Genomic DNA, 18003 nt, shown 5'->3' with positions numbered 1-18003 from the left:
TGGAAGAAGCGGTCGAGGCGTCGCAACGTTGGCAACCGGGCTTGCTGCTCGGCACCATCGCTTGCGAACGCCTCGACCGCTTCCTGGTGAACCTGGACTATCGGCTCGACACCTTCCGCCCCTCGACCGCGCGGAACTCCAGGGCGGCATCGGCCACAAAGGTGGCGATGATGCCCGGGTCGGCCGAGCCGCCGGGGAGGCGAAGGATCAGGTCGTGCGAGCCTCGGCTCAGTTCCACCGAGACAGAGCGGGTCGGGTCGTCGCCGGAGGGGTCGGGCAGGTCGAGCGGCTGGCCGTTGAGCCAGGCCCGGAGTCCGGCCGCAGGCGACTCGATGACGAGCGAGGCCGACAGATCGGCCGGAGATGCGACCGGGACATGCAGATAGATCGCCTGGTTCGGGTCGAGGGTGGCCAGAGCCGACAGATCGATCCGCCCCTCCGCATCGGCCCGAATCCGCCGCCACGATTGCGAGCGGCCATCGGCCCCCCGAACGGGCAAGGAGGTGTCGATCGCTTGCTTCGGATCAACCGCCGGTTCGGCATCGACCTCGGCCAGAGGACCCACCGCCTGGAACTCGCCGACGATGCTGACCGGCTGCCGCAGCGTTTCAAGGAAAGCGAGCAGGTCCACAATTTGCTCGTCGGTCATCTGCTGCGCCAGCCCCTCGGGCATGAGCGACACATCGCTAATCAGTTTCTCGTCGATGTCGGCCGGGTCGATTTCCAGCCGCTGGCCTTCGGCCGTCTTCAACACGATCCGATCGGCGGTTTCTTCCACGGGCAAGCCGGTGACGATCCGACCATCGGTCAGCGCGAGCACATAACTGCGATAATTGTAGCCGATGGCGGCGCTCGGGCTGAGGATCGAGGTCAACAACGCATCCTTGCCGTACTTGGTGCCGATCGTCGACAGATCAGGCCCGACCCACTGCCCGCGCCCCTGCACGCGGTGGCAACTGGAGCACTGGGTCTGACCGGCCGAGGCGAACACCTCTCGACCGCGCTCGGGGTCGCCGGCCTGGGACAGCAGTTGCTCCAGCGGGGGCAGTTCCCGCCCCCCGCCGATCCCGGCCAGCGGCAGCACCTCGGCCGCTCGGCGACGGACGCCGTAGTAGTCGGGGTGGGCGTTGAGCAACATCGTCGCCTCCGACTTCAGGTCGTCGGGCAATTCCCCTTGCTCGGCAAGGGCAAGCAGGTTTCGGGCCGTCTCCGACTGCATGGTGGCGGCCCGCAAGGCTTCACGACGCAGGCCAAGCGGGTAGTCCTTGTTGGCCACGATCACAACCAACTGGCCCCGGTCCATGCCCAGCTCGGGCAGGGTCCGCAGCGCCGCCTCGGCCACCGGGTCAGACGAGCCCGATTGCCGCGATCGCTCGATCATCGCCTCCAGCATCGGCCGGGCCCCCGACGCCTTGAGCCGCCCGAGCGCCTCGACCGCGGCGATCCGCACGAGCGGCGAGGCGTCGTCTTCCTTCACGAAGGCCATGATCGTTTCCGCATACGAGGAATCGCCGGTCGAAGCCGCGGCCACGATTCCCTCGGCGCGCGACTCGGGCAGTTCGATGGCGGCGCGAATCACCTCGCGGACCCGAGGCTCATTGGCCGCCGGCCGCCAGTCGCCGGCGAGGCGTCGGGCCAGCGTGGCGAGGATCTGGCGCTCGCGCACCGGATCATCGAGATCAAAGACCAGATTCGCCAGCGCCACCGCGCCGCTCGGGTCCTTCACCTGGGCCAGCACATCGTCGGCCGCTTGCTGCAAGTCGGGCGAGGCGAGCCGGGGCATCAGCCGGGCCAGCAACGGCAGGACCTCGGGCGAGTGGACCTGCCACATCAGGCCGAGCGTCTTGCTCAGGGCATTGGCCGGCGGCAAGGTCTCGCTGGCGGCGAGAAACGCCTCGTTGCGATCGACCGGGAAATACGGCGGCAAGGCCGCGGCCGTGGTCGCGCCGGTCTGATCGAGGTTCAGATCTCCATAAAGCGATCCGTCAAAGAGTGACGCCAGGTAGTCCGACTCCCGATCCCACAGGGCCAGCCCCAGCGCCTCCAGATACCACCGGTCGCGGCCATCCCACGAGCTGGCCAGCTCACGGAGCGCCTCCCCCACCTGATCGGTCGGCAAAGACCGCAGGGCGAGGATCAGCTCGCGGCGCACTCCTGCATCGGGGTCGATCGCCATCGGCAAGAGAGCGTCGAGATGAGCCATCGCCGCCGGAGTCGATCGCTCGGCGTCACCCACATATTCAATCGTGCCTTCTCGACTCACATCTCGACCGAGGATGCGGACGGCTTGTTCCCGAATGCGCGGCTCCGCGTCCTTGAGCGCGAGCAGGGCGGCCTCGTCTCCCTTGATCGCGTGCAAGGTCCAGAGGGCCCGGGCGCGGTGGATCGGCTCGTCCGACTGGAACAGGGCGTTCAGCGCCTCGACCGCCTCATCCCCCCGAGCAATCAACGCCCGTCGGGCGGCATCCTGCGTGGCGACCACGGGGGATTTGAGGGCTTCGATCAGCCCTTCCACCGAGCCGAAGTCATACGACGGCCGCTCGGGATTCGCCCCTTTCGGCACGACCCGATAGATGCGCCCGGTCGTCTGATCGCTGAAGGCGTGCCCGCCGACCCCGGCATCGTACCAGTCGGCCACGAACAGCGCGCCATCAGGCGCGGCGGTCATGTCCACCGGACGGAACCAGGGGTCATCCGACGACATGAGCACTTCATACTCCGTGCGGAAGGCGGCCCCCTCTCGGGTTAGGGGGAAGTGATTGATTTGTCGGGTCCCGGCGTCGGCCTCGAAAATCGCGCCGAAGTACGGGTCGCCAAGCAGGCGGCCCTCATAAACAGTGATCCCGCACGGGCTCCCGTTGCCGGTGCCGACGAGCTTCGGCACGTTGCCAGGCACTTCTTCGCCCCAGTGACGAGGAGAGCCGGGGGTCCGGTAGCCGTAGGTGCCGCCGTCCATGATCCAGAGGACGCGTGAGCCGCGCTGACCGTCGTCATCGTTGTCAGAGACGAAGATGTTGCCGAACGAGTTCAGGCTTGCCTCGTAGTTGTTCCGCTGCCGATCGGCGATGACCTCGAACTGGGTGCCGTCTCGATTCACACGAAGCGTGGTCGCCAGTTGATCGGTCGAGACGCGCCGACCGGATTCATCGGTCACGTCGAAATTCTCGGTCTTCGCCTGACCGTCCGGCTGAACCGAGCAACAGCCATCGCCATGCGTGAAGTAGAGCTTGCCGTCGAGCCCAAGCACCATCCCATGCACACCGTGGTCACTGTCGATACCACCGAACCCGGTCAGCAGCGGATAGCGCACGTCGGCCTTGTCGTCGCCGTCGGTATCTTCCAGCACCAAAAGATTCGGACTGTTGCCGACATACACACGACATCCGGTGTAGTTGCCCGACTCGTCGTAGCGTTCTTCAATGGCAATGCCCATCGGCACCGGGAAGATCGAATCGGCAAAGACCGTTACCTGATCGGCCTTGCCGTCGCCATCGGTGTCTTCAAGAATCTTGATGGCGTCTGCGCCGTCGATCCGCTCGAACTTCGGGTTGCGGGTCGGGCGGTAGTTGAGTCCCTCGGTCACCCAGACGCGCCCTCGGGAATCGACATCAATCGTCGTCGGATTGACCACCATCGGCTCGGCGGCCCAGAGGGTCGCTTCCAGGCCGTCGCCCAGCTTCACCTGGGCGGCAGATTCCTCCGGCCCGACCTGGGCCTTTGCCTTCGGCGCGACCGGCAGGGCGAGTCCCCCCGCGATCACGGCCGCCGCGGCGGCCATCCCGAGGCGGTACGATCCAAGGCGCTCGTGCGACATCAGCGACTCCTGGCGATGTTCGTCTCGTCTTCGGCTCACGCCGACCCGGAACGGAACGGGCGGTTTGACTCGGGTCGGCGTCAGGCTCGATGGACCCCGTGGACGAGCGGCAGGTCGCCACTCTTGCGGCCCATTCTCCCCCGATCGCCCGGCCATGTCCAGGGAACAGACCGGCACGGGCTGAGCGACAGAGGCTCGCTTCACTGGACAACGTTTCTAGAATAGAACGCTACGATGCCGGTTCGAGCAACCCATCCCATGACAGTTGACTGTGAGGAGGAGCAGATGTCGTCCATTACCATCACACTTCCTGAGGAATCCGCGCGTCGGCTGAACGATCGAGCCAGAGATGCGGGGACAACCCCGGAAGAGTTGCTCCAGGCGGGGATCGAGGAATGGCTTTCTCGGCCTCGCGGCGATTTCGCTGAAGTGGCCGAATTCATCCTGAAGAAGAACGCCGAACTCTACCGACGACTGGCGCAATAACCGATGCGATACCTGAGTTTGGAAGAGGTCATCGCGCTGCACCGAATGCTCATCGCCCAGTCAGGTGGGTCCGACGGCCTTCGTGATCCTAAAACCCTCGATTCGGCGGTCGCCCAGCCCCGGATGACCTTTGGCGGCGAGGATCTCTATCCGACGCTCATTGAGAAGGCCGCCGCCCTTGGCTTCTCACTCGTCATGAATCACGCGTTCATCGACGGAAACAAGCGGATCGGCCACGCAGCCATGGAAGTTTTCCTCGCGCTCAATGGCTTCGAAATTTCGGCATCGGTCGATGAGCAGGAGCGGGTGATTCTCGACCTCGCGGCGGGGCTTCTCAAACGCGATGCGTTTATCGAATGGCTCCGCACGCACGTCGTCGCACGAGGAAGACTTAGCGACATGTGATCCCCATTACCCCTCACCGCTCGGCACCACCTCGGCTTTCGGAAGCTCCTCCGGAGCGAGGGCATAGTTGGCGAACTGAACCGAGTAGGACCGCTCGAACCAGTCGCGAATCCCGGGCAAGCGGCCGGCGTCGAAGTCGGGAGACAGGACGAAGGTGCGGCCGTACGTCTCGGCCACGACGATGCCGTCGTCCACGACCAGTTCCCCACCTTTGAACACCCAGCGGGGCCGCTCAAACATGGCGCGGCGGTCGGAATTCGGGGAATAGATGGCAATGTCGGCGTCGGCCCCAGGGCCGAGGTGCCCCTTGCGCGCGGTCAGGCCCAGCATCCGAGCCGGGGCCGCTCGGGTAAGAATGGCGATCTCGAACAGCGAGTATTCCCGGTCGAGCTCGTGAATCACCGATCGCTCGCGCAGGCCCTTCGGCATCGAGGCAAGCGCCTCGGTCCGGAACGCCCGATCCATCAACAGGTAAATCATTTCCGGGTAACGATAGAAGGCCCCTCCGTTGGGGTGGTCGCTCGTCAGAGCGATCCGCCAGGGGTCTTCCATCAACAGATACCACTCCAGCGCGATCGCCCACTGAACCGCCGTGATCAGGTTTTTCTCCGGCAGGTACTCAATTGGAATCACGCCGCAACTGCTTTCCTGCTCGATGTCGGCGTTCAGCCACTTGCCGCCGAGTTGCCGATGCAGCCGATCGCCCGCGCGGGGGTCGCCGGTCAAGATCATCGCCGGGCCAGGGCTCACGTGCCCCACATCGACGGTGATCTCCTTGTGCCGGCGGACGTATTCGAGCAGCTTCGGCACCGCCGAGGAAAAGCTGCGGGGGTCGCTCGGGTCGCCGTCATAACTGTGAAACTGAATGTGAGCGAAGTGCCCCCGGAACCCGTCGATCGCCTCCATCGTCGCCCGGGTCGTCCGCCAGTTGCCGGGCACGCCCAGATTGTTGCAATGAATGTGCACCGGATGCGGCAATCCCAGGCGATCGGCCGCCCCGGCCAGCCCTTGCACCACCTGACGCGGCGACGCGCCGAAGCCGGTCACGTCCTCGTCCAGTTCTCGCATCCCTTTCCGACTGACATGCTTGTAATCTTCCACGTCGCCGGGGTTGACCACCTTGATCGCATACCCCTTGCTCGCATCCAGGGCCCAGGCGCAATAGGCGTCGAGCGCCTCCAGATCCCCCGACGCCGCGCAGTCGAGCACGCGATGAGCATTCCCGAGCAGCGTGTAAAACCCGTTATCGAGAATCGGCGTATCGCGTAGCTCGTCGTGCGCGGCCCTCGCGTGCAACGGGGGAATCGCCGCGTCCATCGCCGTCGTGTAGCCGATCCCGGCGAACAGGTGCCCGGTCGCCGCGGTCGTCGGCACTCGCCCGACAAGGCCCGATCGCGTGCGCTCCGTCCGAGGCAGGGCGCGCCCCTCGCGGAACGCCTCCGGCGTCATCAACCGCCCCGCGTTGACCTTCGGCCCGGCCACGTGGCAGTGCATGTCGATACCGCCGGGCATCACCACATAGCCCGACGCATCAATCGTTCGCCCCCGGAACGACTCCGGGGCGTCCGGCGGCGGCACAATCCGGCCGTCGGCGATCCAGAGGTCCCCCCTCTCGCCGTCAACGTCGTGGATCGGGTCGTAAATCGTTCCCCCGGCGATGCGGAGCGTGGGAGTCGTCACGGGAATGCAGCTCGGGTTCGGCGGTCGGTCGATCGGTCGAAATCACTTGCTCCCCGACGACCAGAAGCGCTTGACGAGCGCCTTGTCGGGCCGATCGGGCGCTTCCATGTTGAGCTTCAACAGCTCGCTGTTCAAGTCGGCGGGTTCGGGGTGGTTCGATTGCTGGTTGACGGCGGCGTTCCAAAGAATGTAGCGCGGCGAGCTGCGCTGATCGAGGTAACCGATCACCATGCTCTTGTTCGTATAATGCCAGACGGCCAGGATCGGCTTCGCGTTCGACCCGCCCCCGGCGAAGGAAGGGACAAGCATCTCGATTTGCTTGTTCGGCATCCCCTGAATCGCCACCGTACCGGCCTTGTTGGCCCGAACCGAAGGAACAACCGCCAGCCGATACGGCCCGACGGGCACGATCCGGTGCCCTTGCGTGGCCGAGCGGTTTTTCAACGCGTTCAGCGCTTCGAGACGAAGCTCGCGCAGTTCTCCCAGTGAGAAACATTCGGGGTCGGGATCAACCAGCGGAATGAACTCGCGCGACGAGGAGCTTTCTTCGCCCGTGATCGCCCGAAGCGAGGCCCGGCTGACGGTCAGGCTCGACACCGGCTCGGGTTCGGAGATCGGCTCCTCGTCGTCGAGCACCGCGTCCAGGTACTCGGGGTCCGGCTCGAAATGCTCCAGCGAGTCGTCCAGGTCGTCCACGTCATCCACGGGCACCGACGTTTCGATTGCCCGATCCATCATCCGGCCCGGAGCAGCCGAAACGGGCACGACCCGACTGGCGGCGTCCCAGAACCCCTCGGCCTTCGATCGCAAGCGACGCTGCCACAACGCGCGTTCGATAAGCGGGTGCACCACCTCGGGCCAAAGCCGCTCGCTGGCCGGATCGTCGGCGGCGCGGAGGGTGGCGTACTTCAGGATCGCGCGGCGGAACTCGGGACGCGATCGCCAGGCGTCGGTCAGGCGGTTCCAGCGATCGACCAGATGGTCATCCACCTCGGTCCGTTGCGGGGCGATCTTCTTCAGGTCGTCGAGGTTCTGGGGCATCAGGCCGGGGTTGAGCAGGCCGTTCTCGTCGGTCAGGTGGGCCTGGGCACGCTTGCTCGCCTGTTGCAACGCCTGGCGAATCTTGCGGAAGCGCTTCCGGCGGGCAGCGTCGGCCCGACCGCGCAGGTACTTGATGACGACGATCGGGCTCAGCATCGGCCGGATGTCCACCTGCTCATCGAGCAAACGGGCGGCCCGAGCGATGTCCTCCTCGGTGACCTTCCGCAGGGTCATCAGCCAGGTCATCGCCAGCATCAGGCGAGCCCGGTCGGCGTTTCTCGGGTCGAGCGGCCGCATCAGGAAGATGCCGCGCCGCCGCGAGCCGCCAAGCAAGTAGGCCAGATAATGCCCGCTCAGATACCGCTCCTCGGCCGAAAGCACGATCGGCACGCGCTCCACCTCGGCGATCATCTGCTCCGCGTCTTTCCGACGCTTGATCGAGCGACGCTTCGAGCCCGGGGCGGCCTCGGCCTCGGCCGCGACCGTCGGTGCGGCGGCCGCGACTGTCTCCGCCACGGCATCGACCGCGCCTTCGGGCTTGGGTTCGGCTCCGCTTCGCCAGCGGTCCCCTTCGATCAGGTGGCGGATGGCCGCGGCGGCCTCGGCTCCGGTGGCCGGGCGATCGGCCGGGGCCTTGGCCATCAGGCGGAGGATCAAGGCGTTGAGCGCTTCGGAAATCTCGGGGTTGATCGACCGGGGTTCCGCCGGCTCCGAGCTGACGTGCTGCGCCATCACCGCCATCGGGTTCCCTCGAAAGGGAGTCCCTCCCGTCGCCGCCTCGTAGAGCAAGACACCGAGCGAGTACAGGTCGGACCTCGGGTCGAGCTTCCGTCCTCGGGCCTGTTCCGGACTCATATAGAGTGGCGTTCCGCGGGCGACGCCGGTTTCCTGCTCCTGCTCCATCAGGACCGAGAGGCCGAAGTCCGAGAGCTTCGGCCGGTCGTCTCGGGTCAGCAGGATGTTCCCGGGCTTCAGATCGCGGTGGATGATCCCCTGGTGGTGGGCGTAGTCGAGCGCCTCGGCCACCGAGGCCAGAATGCCCAGGCGCTTCGGGATCGGCAGGTCCTTCCAGCGCAGGTGATAGCTCGGCCCGTCCACCTCCTCCATGATGAAGTAGGTGATGCCGTCTTCCTGGTCGAAGTCGTAGAGCCGAACGATGCCGTCGTGCTGCAACCGGGCGAGAATGCGGGCTTCGAGGCCGAGCCGCTCGTGAACCTCCGGCCCGCCCAGCTCACGGAGGATCTTAATGGCCACCGGCCGCTGAAGCGTCAGGTCCAGAGCGCGAAAGACCGCCCCCATCCCCCCTCGTCCCAGTTCACGATCAATCGAGAACCGTCGCTTCAGCGTCGTGCCGATCACCTTTGGGCACTCCTCGGACACCCGGACCGGCCCCAACTAGACCGCCCCTCGATCTCGCCACCGGCTCGAACCCTGTTCGCTCGCGCGACTCAATTCTTGCCCCCGCTCCCCCGCCCTTGCGTGGAGAGGGTGCGGAGAAGGCGAACGGACATCACGTCCCCTTTCCCTCTTCCGCAGACTCGGGAATGAGGGCGGGGTCAGGGAGGGGTTCCCCTCCAATCCAAAAGACCGCGAGCTGAGGCACCCATCTTACGAGGCCCCCGGCCCCGTCACAATGGACACGCCCTCTCCCCCTTCGTTCCCCCACCTTCCCGCGATCGCCCCCCGGTAGTCTTCCCACGCCTCGCCACCGAGTGCTCCCCCCTGCTCCTTTTAATTTCCGAACGCTGAAAGTGACTGCCCCTGCCCAATTTCCCGATGCTCTTGATGACCGCTCGCTCCGTCGGCCGGCGCCTCCCCGTTTTCCAGGCAATCCCCTCACCTTCCCTCTCGATCACTCGTTGCCCCCCCGATACGCCCCAACGCGAGCCTCGCGCCTGGTCGATCCCAAAACGCAACCCTCAATTTCCCGAAACGAACACAAAAAATCGCCTTAAACCCCTCTCAAACCATGACTTCCGAATTCTCTTGCAAGCGCACCGCCCCGATCCCAGCCCGCGCACCGCAGCGCACCAGGGACGACACCCCCTGTTCCGGGCGAGCGCATCCTTCCCTGCTCCCCGATGCGCCAGGCCGTTTCCCGAAACGAACCACGACGTTCGAACGTAAACCCACTCGAAACAGAATGTTACCCTGTTTCGACAAGGCGCACCGCAGCGCACCGGCACCTCACACGGCGGCGCACCTGCCTCGAACGGCTCTCCCGCCCGAGTGCGGCCCTCGCCGGTCCCGAGTGCGCGGGACCGTTTCCCGAAACGAATGGCAAAAACAGACTGAACCGCCTTCGATCAGGCAAGTTGCGTCATTCCCTCGAAGCGCACCGAGGCGCATCAGGGCCACATGACAAGGCGCACCGTCTCCGGGATTGGCGCGGCCTGGCGGTTGTCCGGCACCGTTGATCCGGGCAGAATGGGCGATCGAACCGGGCCTTTGTGTCGAGGTGCCCCGGCTCCGCTTCCCGCCGAACCGACCGACCGACCCGACCATTGCCCTTCGGAACCGACCAAGGGACCACCCGCCATGCGACCCGCTCCGACGATCGTCCCGAGCTTGCTCCTCCTCGTTCCGCTCCTGATCGTCTCTCCGAGCCTCCGGGCCGACGAGGTGATCGAGTTGGGAGACCACCGCTTCACGATTCCCGACGGCTTCACCGTCGAGGTCGCCGCTGGCCCTCCTCTGGTCGATCGGCCGATCACCGCCGCCTTCGACGAGCAGGGCCGCCTGTACGTGGCCGAGTCGTCCGGCTCGAACGACCCGGTCCAGGTCCAGCTCGAACAGAAGCCGCACCGCATCCTCCGCCTCGAAGACACCGACGGCGACGGCACCTTCGACCGTCGCACCGTCTTCGCCGACCGCATGATGTTCCCCGAAGGCACGATGTGGCTCGACGGCTCGCTCTACGTCTCCGCCCCGCCGCACATCTGGAAGATGACCGACACCACTGGCGACGGCATCGCCGACCAGCGCGAGGTCTGGCTCGACGCCAAGACCCTGACCGGCTGCGCCAACGACCTGCACGGTCCCTACCTCGGTCCCGACGGCTGGGTCTACTGGGCCAAGGGAGCCTTCGCCGAGCAGACCTACGAACGCGACAACGCCCCCCCGTTCGTCACCCGGGCCTCTCACATTTTCCGCTGGCGAGCCGATCGCCAGGGGCCGATCGAGCCGGTCATGACCGGCGGCATGGATAACCCGGTCGATGTCGTCTTCACCCCCGGCGGCGAGCGCATCTTCACCACCACCTTCTTCCAGTACCCCGCCGGCGGCTACCGCGACGGTCTGATCCACGCCCTCTACGGCGGCGTCTACGGCAAGGTCCACAACGTCATCGAGGGGCACCCCCGCACCCGTCCCGGCGTCTTGCCCGTCCTCACCCACCTCGGCCCCGCCGCCCCGGCCGGCCTGGAACGACTCCGAGGCACCGGCCTGGGCGACGACTTCCAGAACAACCTGCTCGCCTGCCAGTTCAACCTCCGCGCCGTCAGCCGACACCAGCTTCAGCCCGACGGCGGATCGTTCACCACCACCGACGGCATCCTCATCCAGTCCGACAACTCCGACTTCCACCCGACCGACGTTCTCGAAGATGCCGATGGCTCGGTCCTCGTGGTCGATACCGGCGGCTGGTACAAGCTCTGCTGCCCGACCTCGCAACTGCACAAGCCCGACGTCCTGGGAGCGATCTATCGGATTCGGAAGGCCGACGCCCCGAAGGTTGACGACCCCCGCGGCCTGTCAATCGCCTGGGACAACGCCACCGCCGAGGCCCTCCCCCCCCTGCTTTCCGACCCCCGCCCGATGGTCCGCGAACGGGCCGTGGCCGCCCTCGGTCAGCTCGGAGCCGAGGCCGTGACCGCGCTCACCGCGATCGTCCAGCAGTCCGACGCTCCCGAAGCTCGCCTCAATGCCGTCTGGGCCAGCAGCCGGATCGACACTCCCGATGCCCGCGAAGTCGCCCGGATCGCCCTGAAGGACGAGGCTGAAACCGTCGTTCAGGCCGCCCTGCACGTCATCAGCGTCCACCGCGATACCGAGGCCCTCGACCGCGTGGTCAACCTCCTGCACACCGGCTCTCCCCAGAACCGCCGGGCCGCCGCCGAGGCCACCGGACGCATCGGTGATGCCTCCATCGTCCCCTTCCTGCTCCAGGCGATGGCCGACCTGCCCGACGCCCCGCACTGGGCCGTGCAGCACTCGCTCATCGCCGCTCTGATCGAACTGAACGCCCCCGAGGTCACCCGGTTCGGCCTCAGCGCCCCGCACGACACCGTGATCCGGGCCGCTCTCATCGCCCTCGACCAGATGCCCGGCGACCACCTGAAGCCGGGCGACGTGGCCCCCCTGCTGTCGTCCGACGACCCCGAACTGCGCGAGGCCGCCGCCTGGATCGCCAGCCGGAAGCCCGAGTGGGGGGCCGACCTCGCCCAGCACTTCGAGCGGCAGCTCCGCGACGCGACGGAGGACGACCAGGACGCCCTCGTCGATCAGTTGGCCGCCCTCGCCTCGTCTCCCGAGATTCAGCAGGTCATCGCCGACACCCTGGACGATCCGAAGGCCCCCGCCGCCTCTCGGCAGGCCGCCCTGGCCGCGATGGCCCGAGCGACCATCGACCCGGCCCCCCCGTCCTGGGTCGCCGCCGTGGCCGAGGCAATCGACTCCGACACCCTCCGCCCGCTGGGCGTCTCGGCAGCTCGGGCGCTCAGGGTGAAGGGAGCCGAGGCCGAGACGCTTCGCGCCCCCTTGCTCCGGATCGCCCACGACGGCGACGCCGAACCGACCGCCCGGCTCGACGCCCTCTCGGCCCTGCCGGGAGGGGTCGGACGCCTGGACGACGACCTGTTCGCTTTCCTCCTCGATCGCCTCGACCCCGACTCCCCCGCGACCGAACAGACCCGAGCCGCCGATCTGCTGGTGGCCTCGACCTTGAGCGAGAATCGCTTGCTCACGCTTGCCGATCAGATCGCCGAGGCCGGGCCGCTCTCCGTCCCTCGCCTGCTTCCGGCCTTCGACGGCCAGGACGACGAAACGCTCGGCCTCCGACTTGTGGCCGCGATCGACGCCTCGCCGAGCCGAGGGAGCCTCGCCCCGGGCGACGTCCGCACCCTGCTCGACCGCTTCGGCCCGACCGTGGCTGCGCGCGGCTCGGCCCTGCTGGCCGCCCTCGACGCCGACGCCGCCGAGAAGCTCGCCCGGATCGAGACCCTGCTCCCCCTGGTCGAGCAAGGGGACGTCTACCGCGGCCAGGCCGTCTTCAACAGCGAGAAGGCCGCCTGCCGGACCTGTCACGCCATGGGATACGTCGGCGGCAAGGTCGGCCCCGACCTGAGCCGAATCGGTGGCATCCGCACCGAGCGCGACCTGCTCGAAGCCATCGCCTACCCCAGCGCCAGCTTCGTCCGCAGCTACGAAACCCTTGTCGTCGCCACGGTCGACGGCCAGGTGCTCAGCGGCCTGATCGGCGACGAAGGGCCGGACCACGTCACTCTCGTCCTCAACGCCGACGAATCCATTCAAATCGCCCGCGACGCGATCGAGGAGATGCAGCCCGGCACCACCTCCATCATGCCCGCCGGCCTCGACGAACAGCTCACCCCGCAGGAACTCGCCGACCTGGTCAAATTCCTCAAAGCAAGCAAGTAAACACTCATCAAGGAAACGCCCCGCACGAGTCCGACCCAACTCCGCCCCTCTCCCCCGCCTCGGGGGAGAGGGTGGCCGCAGGCCGGGTGAGGGGGCCAGGGCACGAACGCCACGCCTTGCAAACCGAACCAGCCCCCCTCACCCCGCTCGCGGGGAGAGGGGGCCAGAACCCCTCAACCAGAGAACACCACAAATCGCCACATAAGCCTCTGCCAACCACGATCGAATCAACCTCTCCCACCTCACCCCCTGGTGATCGCCATGAAGACCCCCACTCCGTCACCGCAGCGCCGCCGCCTCTTCCTCGCGTCCATGCTCGGCGCCGCCGGAGGGGCCGCGGCCCTCGGTGCCTTCGCCGCCCAGGAAGGCCGCGACCCGAGCGACTCGTACGACCCCCGGGGCGAGCGTGTCGGCGGCGATCGGGCAAGTCAGATCGTCGGCTCAGGTGAAAAACTCACGATCACCCGATTGGAAACGATTCTCGTCAAACCCCGCTGGCTGTTCCTGAAAATCCACACCGACGCCGGGATCGTCGGCCTCGGCGAGCCGATCGTTGAGGGCCGGGCCGAGACCTGCATCGCCGCCGTCAAGGAGCTGGAAGACTACCTGATCGGCAAGGACCCGAGGCCCGTCGCCCACCACTGGCAGGCCATGTATCGGCATGCCTTCTACCGAGGCGGCCCAGTGCTGACCAGTGCGATCAGCGGCATCGACATGGCGCTCTGGGATATCAAAGGCAAGGCCCTCGGCGTTCCCGTGTACGAGCTGCTCGGCGGCCCGACCCGGACCCGAATCCGGGTCTACGCCCACGCTCGATCCCCTGAGGCGATCCGGCAGGCCAGGGAGGAAGGGTTCACCGCCTTCAAGACCGGCCCAAGCAAGAACCGCCCCCCCCGGATCGTCGAGAACCCCGCCTTCGTCCGCAAGGTGGCCGACGGGTTCGCCTCGCTCCGCGAGGCCGTGGGGGACGAATGCGACATCGGCATCGACTTCCACGGCGCCGTCCCTCCTCAGACCGCGAAACTGCTCATCAAGGCACTTGAGCCTTATCAGCCCATGTTCATCGAGGAGCCGGTCGCCTGCCAGAACGTCGACGCGATGGCCGACATCGCCCGCAGCACCCACCTGCCCATCGCCACCGGCGAGCGCATCTTCACCAAGTGGGGCTTCCGCGAAATCCTGGAGAAACAGGCCGCCTCGATCCTTCAACCCGACCTCTGCCACGCCGGCGGGATCACCGAGACCCGCCTGATCGCCGGGATGGCCGAGGCGTACTACGCCGCCATCGCCCCCCACAACCCGCTCGGGCCGATCTCGCTGGCCGCCGGGCTTCAGCTGGCCGCCTCAATCCCCAACTTCCTCTGCCAGGAGCAGGTGAGCCTGGGCGACGGATACATCAAAAACCCGTTCCGCGTTTCCGAAGGCTACATCGACCTGCCCAAGGGTCCCGGCCTCGGCATCGAGCTGGACGATGACGCGATGGCCGACAAGATCGGCCACGAGTGGACGAACCCCGAATCCTACGACGTCTTCGACGGCTCCGTCGTCGATTGGTGATGTGAAGGGACGACGATGTCAAACCAACCGGCCCGATTCCTGAGCGGTGACTGGGGCACCTCCCGCCTCCGCCTCCGACTCGTGGAATCGGCAACCCTGGCCACGCTCGCCGAGGCCGAATCCGACGACGGCATCGGCCCGACCTTCCGCGCCTGGCAAGAGGCGGGCTCGCCCGACGACCGCGAGGGGTTCTACCTCCGCGAGCTTGCCCCGCTCGTCGATCGGATCGGGGAGGCTTCGGAAGTTGATCTGACGAGCCTGACCCTGGTTCTCTCCGGCATGGCCTCGGCCACGATCGGGATGCGGGAACTTCCCTACGCCCCTGCCCCGCTCCCGCTCTCGGGGGACGGACTCCCGACCGCCCGGATCGCGCCGGGCATCCTCCCGTGCGACACCCTGCTGGTCACCGGCGTCCGCACCGACGACGACATCATGCGAGGCGAGGAGACGATCCTCCTCGGCCTCGCCGCCGACGGCCTGACCGACGCCCTCGTGATTCTGCCCGGCACCCACTCCAAGCACGCCGTCGTCCGAAACGGCACGCTCGAACAGTTCCACACCTACTTGACCGGCGAACTGTTTGCCATCGTCCGCGATCACAGCGTGCTTCGCCCCTCGCTCGCCCCCAGCCCGACGCCCGGCGAGGCGTTCGAGCGAGGCGTCCGCGACGCTGCCTCCGCCAATCTCCTCGGCGAGTTGTTCTCCCTGAGGGCCGGGTCCGTCCTCCACGGCACCCCTCCCGAGGAGAATGCCGCCCGGCTCAGCGGCCTCCTGATCGGCACCGAGCTGGGCGGGCTGGCGTCGGACGCGGTCGCGGACCTCCCGATTGTCGTCGCCGCCCCCGAGCCCCTGCGATCGTTCTACCGATCGGCCCTCGCCTGTCTCGGGCTCGACGACCGCTGCCGGTTCGTCACCGATGATGAGATGGCCCGCGCCGTTCCCCTCGGCCAGCGGGCCATCCTCGGAGGTGAGCGTTGAGCATACGGAATCGATCGAGGGATTGGCATTGCGAGCGGCGCATGATGCTCTTATAAGGGCTCGCGTACGCCGATCGGAGAGCACCAGCCCACAGCATCCAGTCATGGCGCGGCCGGCCGGCATCGAATCGGCTCAGGGTGACGGACTCCGGCCGCAGGGAGGCGCGCCATGGACTCGCAAAACCGCACGCACAAATCTCAACACAACATCATATCAACAGAATTGTCTATCGTGCTGGTGGTCGGGCTCGCCGCGTTCCTTGCCGCCTTCGTCGTCGCGCGGCAGGGGAACCTGGCGTGGGATGACGCAGCGTATCTGGAACAGGGGCTTCGGCTGGCGCGGCTGGTCGAGGAAGACGGGCCATTGGCCCTGACCGAGGTGCTCGGGGAGGGGCCGAAGCCGCCGATGCTGGCGGCATGGATCGAGGTCGTCGCCCTGGTTGTGGGTCGGCAGCATGTGATGGCCATCATCACGATTGCCGCGGTGGTCCCCTTCGTCCTGCTCTCGGGAAGTGTCGCGGTTCTCGCTCGGCGTCGCTTCGGTTGGACGGCCGCCCCGGTCGCCGTGCTCGTCCTGGCCGCGTCCCCGCTGGCCCTGTCCTACGGGGCGAAGGTGATGGTCGAGACGTTCATGGCCCTCTGGATCCTCTGGGCCTACGATGGGGCCGCCCGGACCCTGGAGCAACCGACCCGGCGCCGGGCCTTGCTTCTCGGTGCCTCCGTGGGGGCCGCGGCGATGACCAAGTTCACCATCGTGCTCTTGCTGACGGCCCCCATGCTCTGGTTCGCCGCCACCCTCGCCCGTCGCGACGTTCCCCGCCTGGTCAAGGCCCGCGTCTGGTTCTGGATGCTCGTGGCTGCGCTGGCCATCGCAGGCCCCTGGTATGTCCGGCATGGGGAATCCACCGTGCGATTCGCCCTGCGAGCGTCGCAACATAACCTCGTCGCCGAGGGCCGGGCCGACTCCACTCCCCTTGGGCAACGTTTGATCAGTCTGGGCGAGGACCTGGCGGGGTGGCCGGTCCTGGGCGTGGCGATCGCCCTGGGGGTGGTCGGCCTGATGTCGAGCACGAGTCGCCGGACGGAGCGCTCTGCCCGATCGAGGGACGCGATCGCATTCGAACGGATCACCCTGCTTGGCCTGGGCTGCGGGGCGGTCATCCTGATGGTCCCCTCGCACTTCGACGCCCGCTTCCTGCTACCGGCCTGGCCGGCCGTGGCGGTTTGCGCAGCGGGATGGATCCGAGCTTCGCTCGCAGGGTCTTCCGCGATCCGGAAGGGCCTGGTCGTCACCGCCCTGGTCTTCGGCGTCGTGTCGTCCTGCGCCTCGCTGCACCGAGAGCCGGGCACGACGACCTACTGGGCCGCCGGCCAACTCATCGACGACCTGGTCGATCGTTATGGTGTCCGGAACATCGGCAACATCGGCGACGGCCCCGACTGGAACGTCTGCAAGACGGGATTCATCAATGAACTCCGGGCTGATCCGGCAAGCTGCTTCGTCATGCACGACCTCTCGCGATGCTCGCCGGAGGAACTGGAGCGTCGCATCGGAAGGTTCGACGCGCTGGTCGTCCTCGACCGCAACGCCTTGCCCCCCGTGTTGCTGGTCGGTGCCCCCGGCCTGAATCGGGCCTATGAGACGCTCGACAGCGCCCTGGCCGGCGATCGGTTCGAGCGGATCGAGACGCACGTCTCCCCCGAGTTGCCACCCTTGACGATCTACATCGCTCGGGCGGAGAAGGCCCCCGTCGAGGACCGAACGCCTTCCGACCACCGCTGATGCTCATGCTCAGAGCGCCCTGGCTTCCGGGCCGACCGCCGCCCTCACATGTGGGCCCACTGCCGGTGGAGGAACGCGACGGCCGCGAGCAGCTCGACCGACTCCCAACCGGGTTCGATCCAGAATTGCCAGGCCCCCCACCACCCCGGGCCGACGATGCCGACCAACCTCGGGATGCCCCGCACGGAGCCCCTCCAGAAGGTTCCGAAGAAAGGGGTGTCGATGGTCCAGGAACCTCCATGCGCCAGCGTCAACACATGCCGCTTCCGGACGAGGGAACGGACGGAGAGCCCCCAGGCAGGCCCGCACTCCCGAACCATCTCGTATCGAAGGCCGGGCAAGATCCCCACGGGGCGAATCACGCCCGCCTCTCGCCCGTCGGCATCGAGGACCCGAACCCTTGGCGAGTACCGGAAGCGTGGCTCCAATCGCAGGCAGAGCGTCCCCGGCGATTCGTCGCTCACCTCGTCGCGCCCCGTCGCATCGAAGATGCTGACGGGTTGAGCCGTTCCCTCTCCGATCAGGGAGTAATACCAGGGGGCATCATCCAGCCAGGCCGGCGCGCTCGACCGATTCATCCCTCGGCCTCCTCGCCCAACGCT

Annotated in this window: 10 protein-coding genes; 6 read left to right on the top strand and 4 right to left on the bottom strand. The window is 67.1% G+C overall.

The window, feature by feature from the left end; all coding sequences use genetic code 11:
• Positions 1 to 97: 97 nt before the first annotated feature.
• Positions 98 to 3814 carry a PVC-type heme-binding CxxCH protein gene (locus GA615_RS00430; RefSeq protein WP_235904953.1) on the bottom strand — a complete coding sequence of 1239 codons (3717 nt, stop codon included), beginning with the start codon at positions 3812 to 3814 and terminating at the stop codon, positions 98 to 100.
• A gap of 258 nt (positions 3815 to 4072) precedes the next feature.
• On the opposite strand from GA615_RS00430, the gene GA615_RS00425 reads away from it, so the two are divergent.
• Positions 4073 to 4300: a DNA-binding protein gene (locus tag GA615_RS00425; RefSeq protein ID WP_161602081.1), complete on the top strand. Its 228-nt coding sequence runs from the start codon at positions 4073 to 4075 to the stop codon at positions 4298 to 4300.
• Positions 4301 to 4303: 3 nt separating this feature from the next.
• Positions 4304 to 4705 carry a type II toxin-antitoxin system death-on-curing family toxin gene (locus GA615_RS00420; RefSeq protein ID WP_152049289.1) on the top strand — a complete coding sequence of 134 codons (402 nt, stop codon included), beginning with the start codon at positions 4304 to 4306 and terminating at the stop codon, positions 4703 to 4705.
• Positions 4706 to 4711: 6 nt separating this feature from the next.
• Here the strand turns inward: GA615_RS00420 and GA615_RS00415 are convergent, their stop codons facing one another.
• Positions 4712 to 6385, bottom strand: coding sequence for a formylmethanofuran dehydrogenase subunit A (locus GA615_RS00415; protein WP_152049288.1), 1674 nt, complete (start codon positions 6383 to 6385; stop codon positions 4712 to 4714).
• Between the two features lie 42 nt (positions 6386 to 6427).
• A complete protein-coding gene (locus tag GA615_RS00410) occupies positions 6428 to 8785 on the bottom strand; it encodes a serine/threonine-protein kinase (RefSeq protein WP_152049287.1) in 2358 nt (785 codons plus the stop codon).
• A 1179-nt stretch (positions 8786 to 9964) separates the two neighbouring features.
• On the opposite strand from GA615_RS00410, the gene GA615_RS28390 reads away from it, so the two are divergent.
• The 4 genes from GA615_RS28390 (at position 9965) to GA615_RS00390 (ending at position 17401) form a co-directional block, all read left to right on the top strand.
• Positions 9965 to 13084, top strand: a complete 3120-nt coding sequence (locus GA615_RS28390) for a PVC-type heme-binding CxxCH protein (RefSeq protein ID WP_161602080.1) — start codon at positions 9965 to 9967, stop codon at positions 13082 to 13084.
• A 261-nt stretch (positions 13085 to 13345) separates the two neighbouring features.
• Entirely contained in the window at positions 13346 to 14641 is a 1296-nt protein-coding gene (gene dgoD, locus GA615_RS00400) for a galactonate dehydratase (protein ID WP_201750065.1), read from the top strand.
• Between the two features lie 15 nt (positions 14642 to 14656).
• Positions 14657 to 15619 (top strand): 2-dehydro-3-deoxygalactonokinase, encoded by a 963-nt coding sequence (locus GA615_RS00395; protein WP_152049285.1) that lies wholly within the window; start codon positions 14657 to 14659, stop codon positions 15617 to 15619.
• Between the two features lie 168 nt (positions 15620 to 15787).
• Positions 15788 to 17401 (top strand): ArnT family glycosyltransferase, encoded by a 1614-nt coding sequence (locus GA615_RS00390; protein WP_152049284.1) that lies wholly within the window; start codon positions 15788 to 15790, stop codon positions 17399 to 17401.
• A gap of 44 nt (positions 17402 to 17445) precedes the next feature.
• Here the strand turns inward: GA615_RS00390 and GA615_RS00385 are convergent, their stop codons facing one another.
• Positions 17446 to 17979, bottom strand: a complete 534-nt coding sequence (locus GA615_RS00385) for a hypothetical protein (RefSeq protein ID WP_152049283.1) — start codon at positions 17977 to 17979, stop codon at positions 17446 to 17448.
• Positions 17980 to 18003 lie beyond the last annotated feature (24 nt).

Origin of the sequence: Tautonia marina, assembly GCF_009177065.1 — a bacterium.
Lineage (GTDB): Bacteria > Planctomycetota > Planctomycetia > Isosphaerales > Isosphaeraceae > Tautonia > Tautonia marina.
The sequence above is the reverse complement of the archived record's forward strand: the minus strand, read 5'-3'. Positions and strand labels throughout refer to the sequence as shown.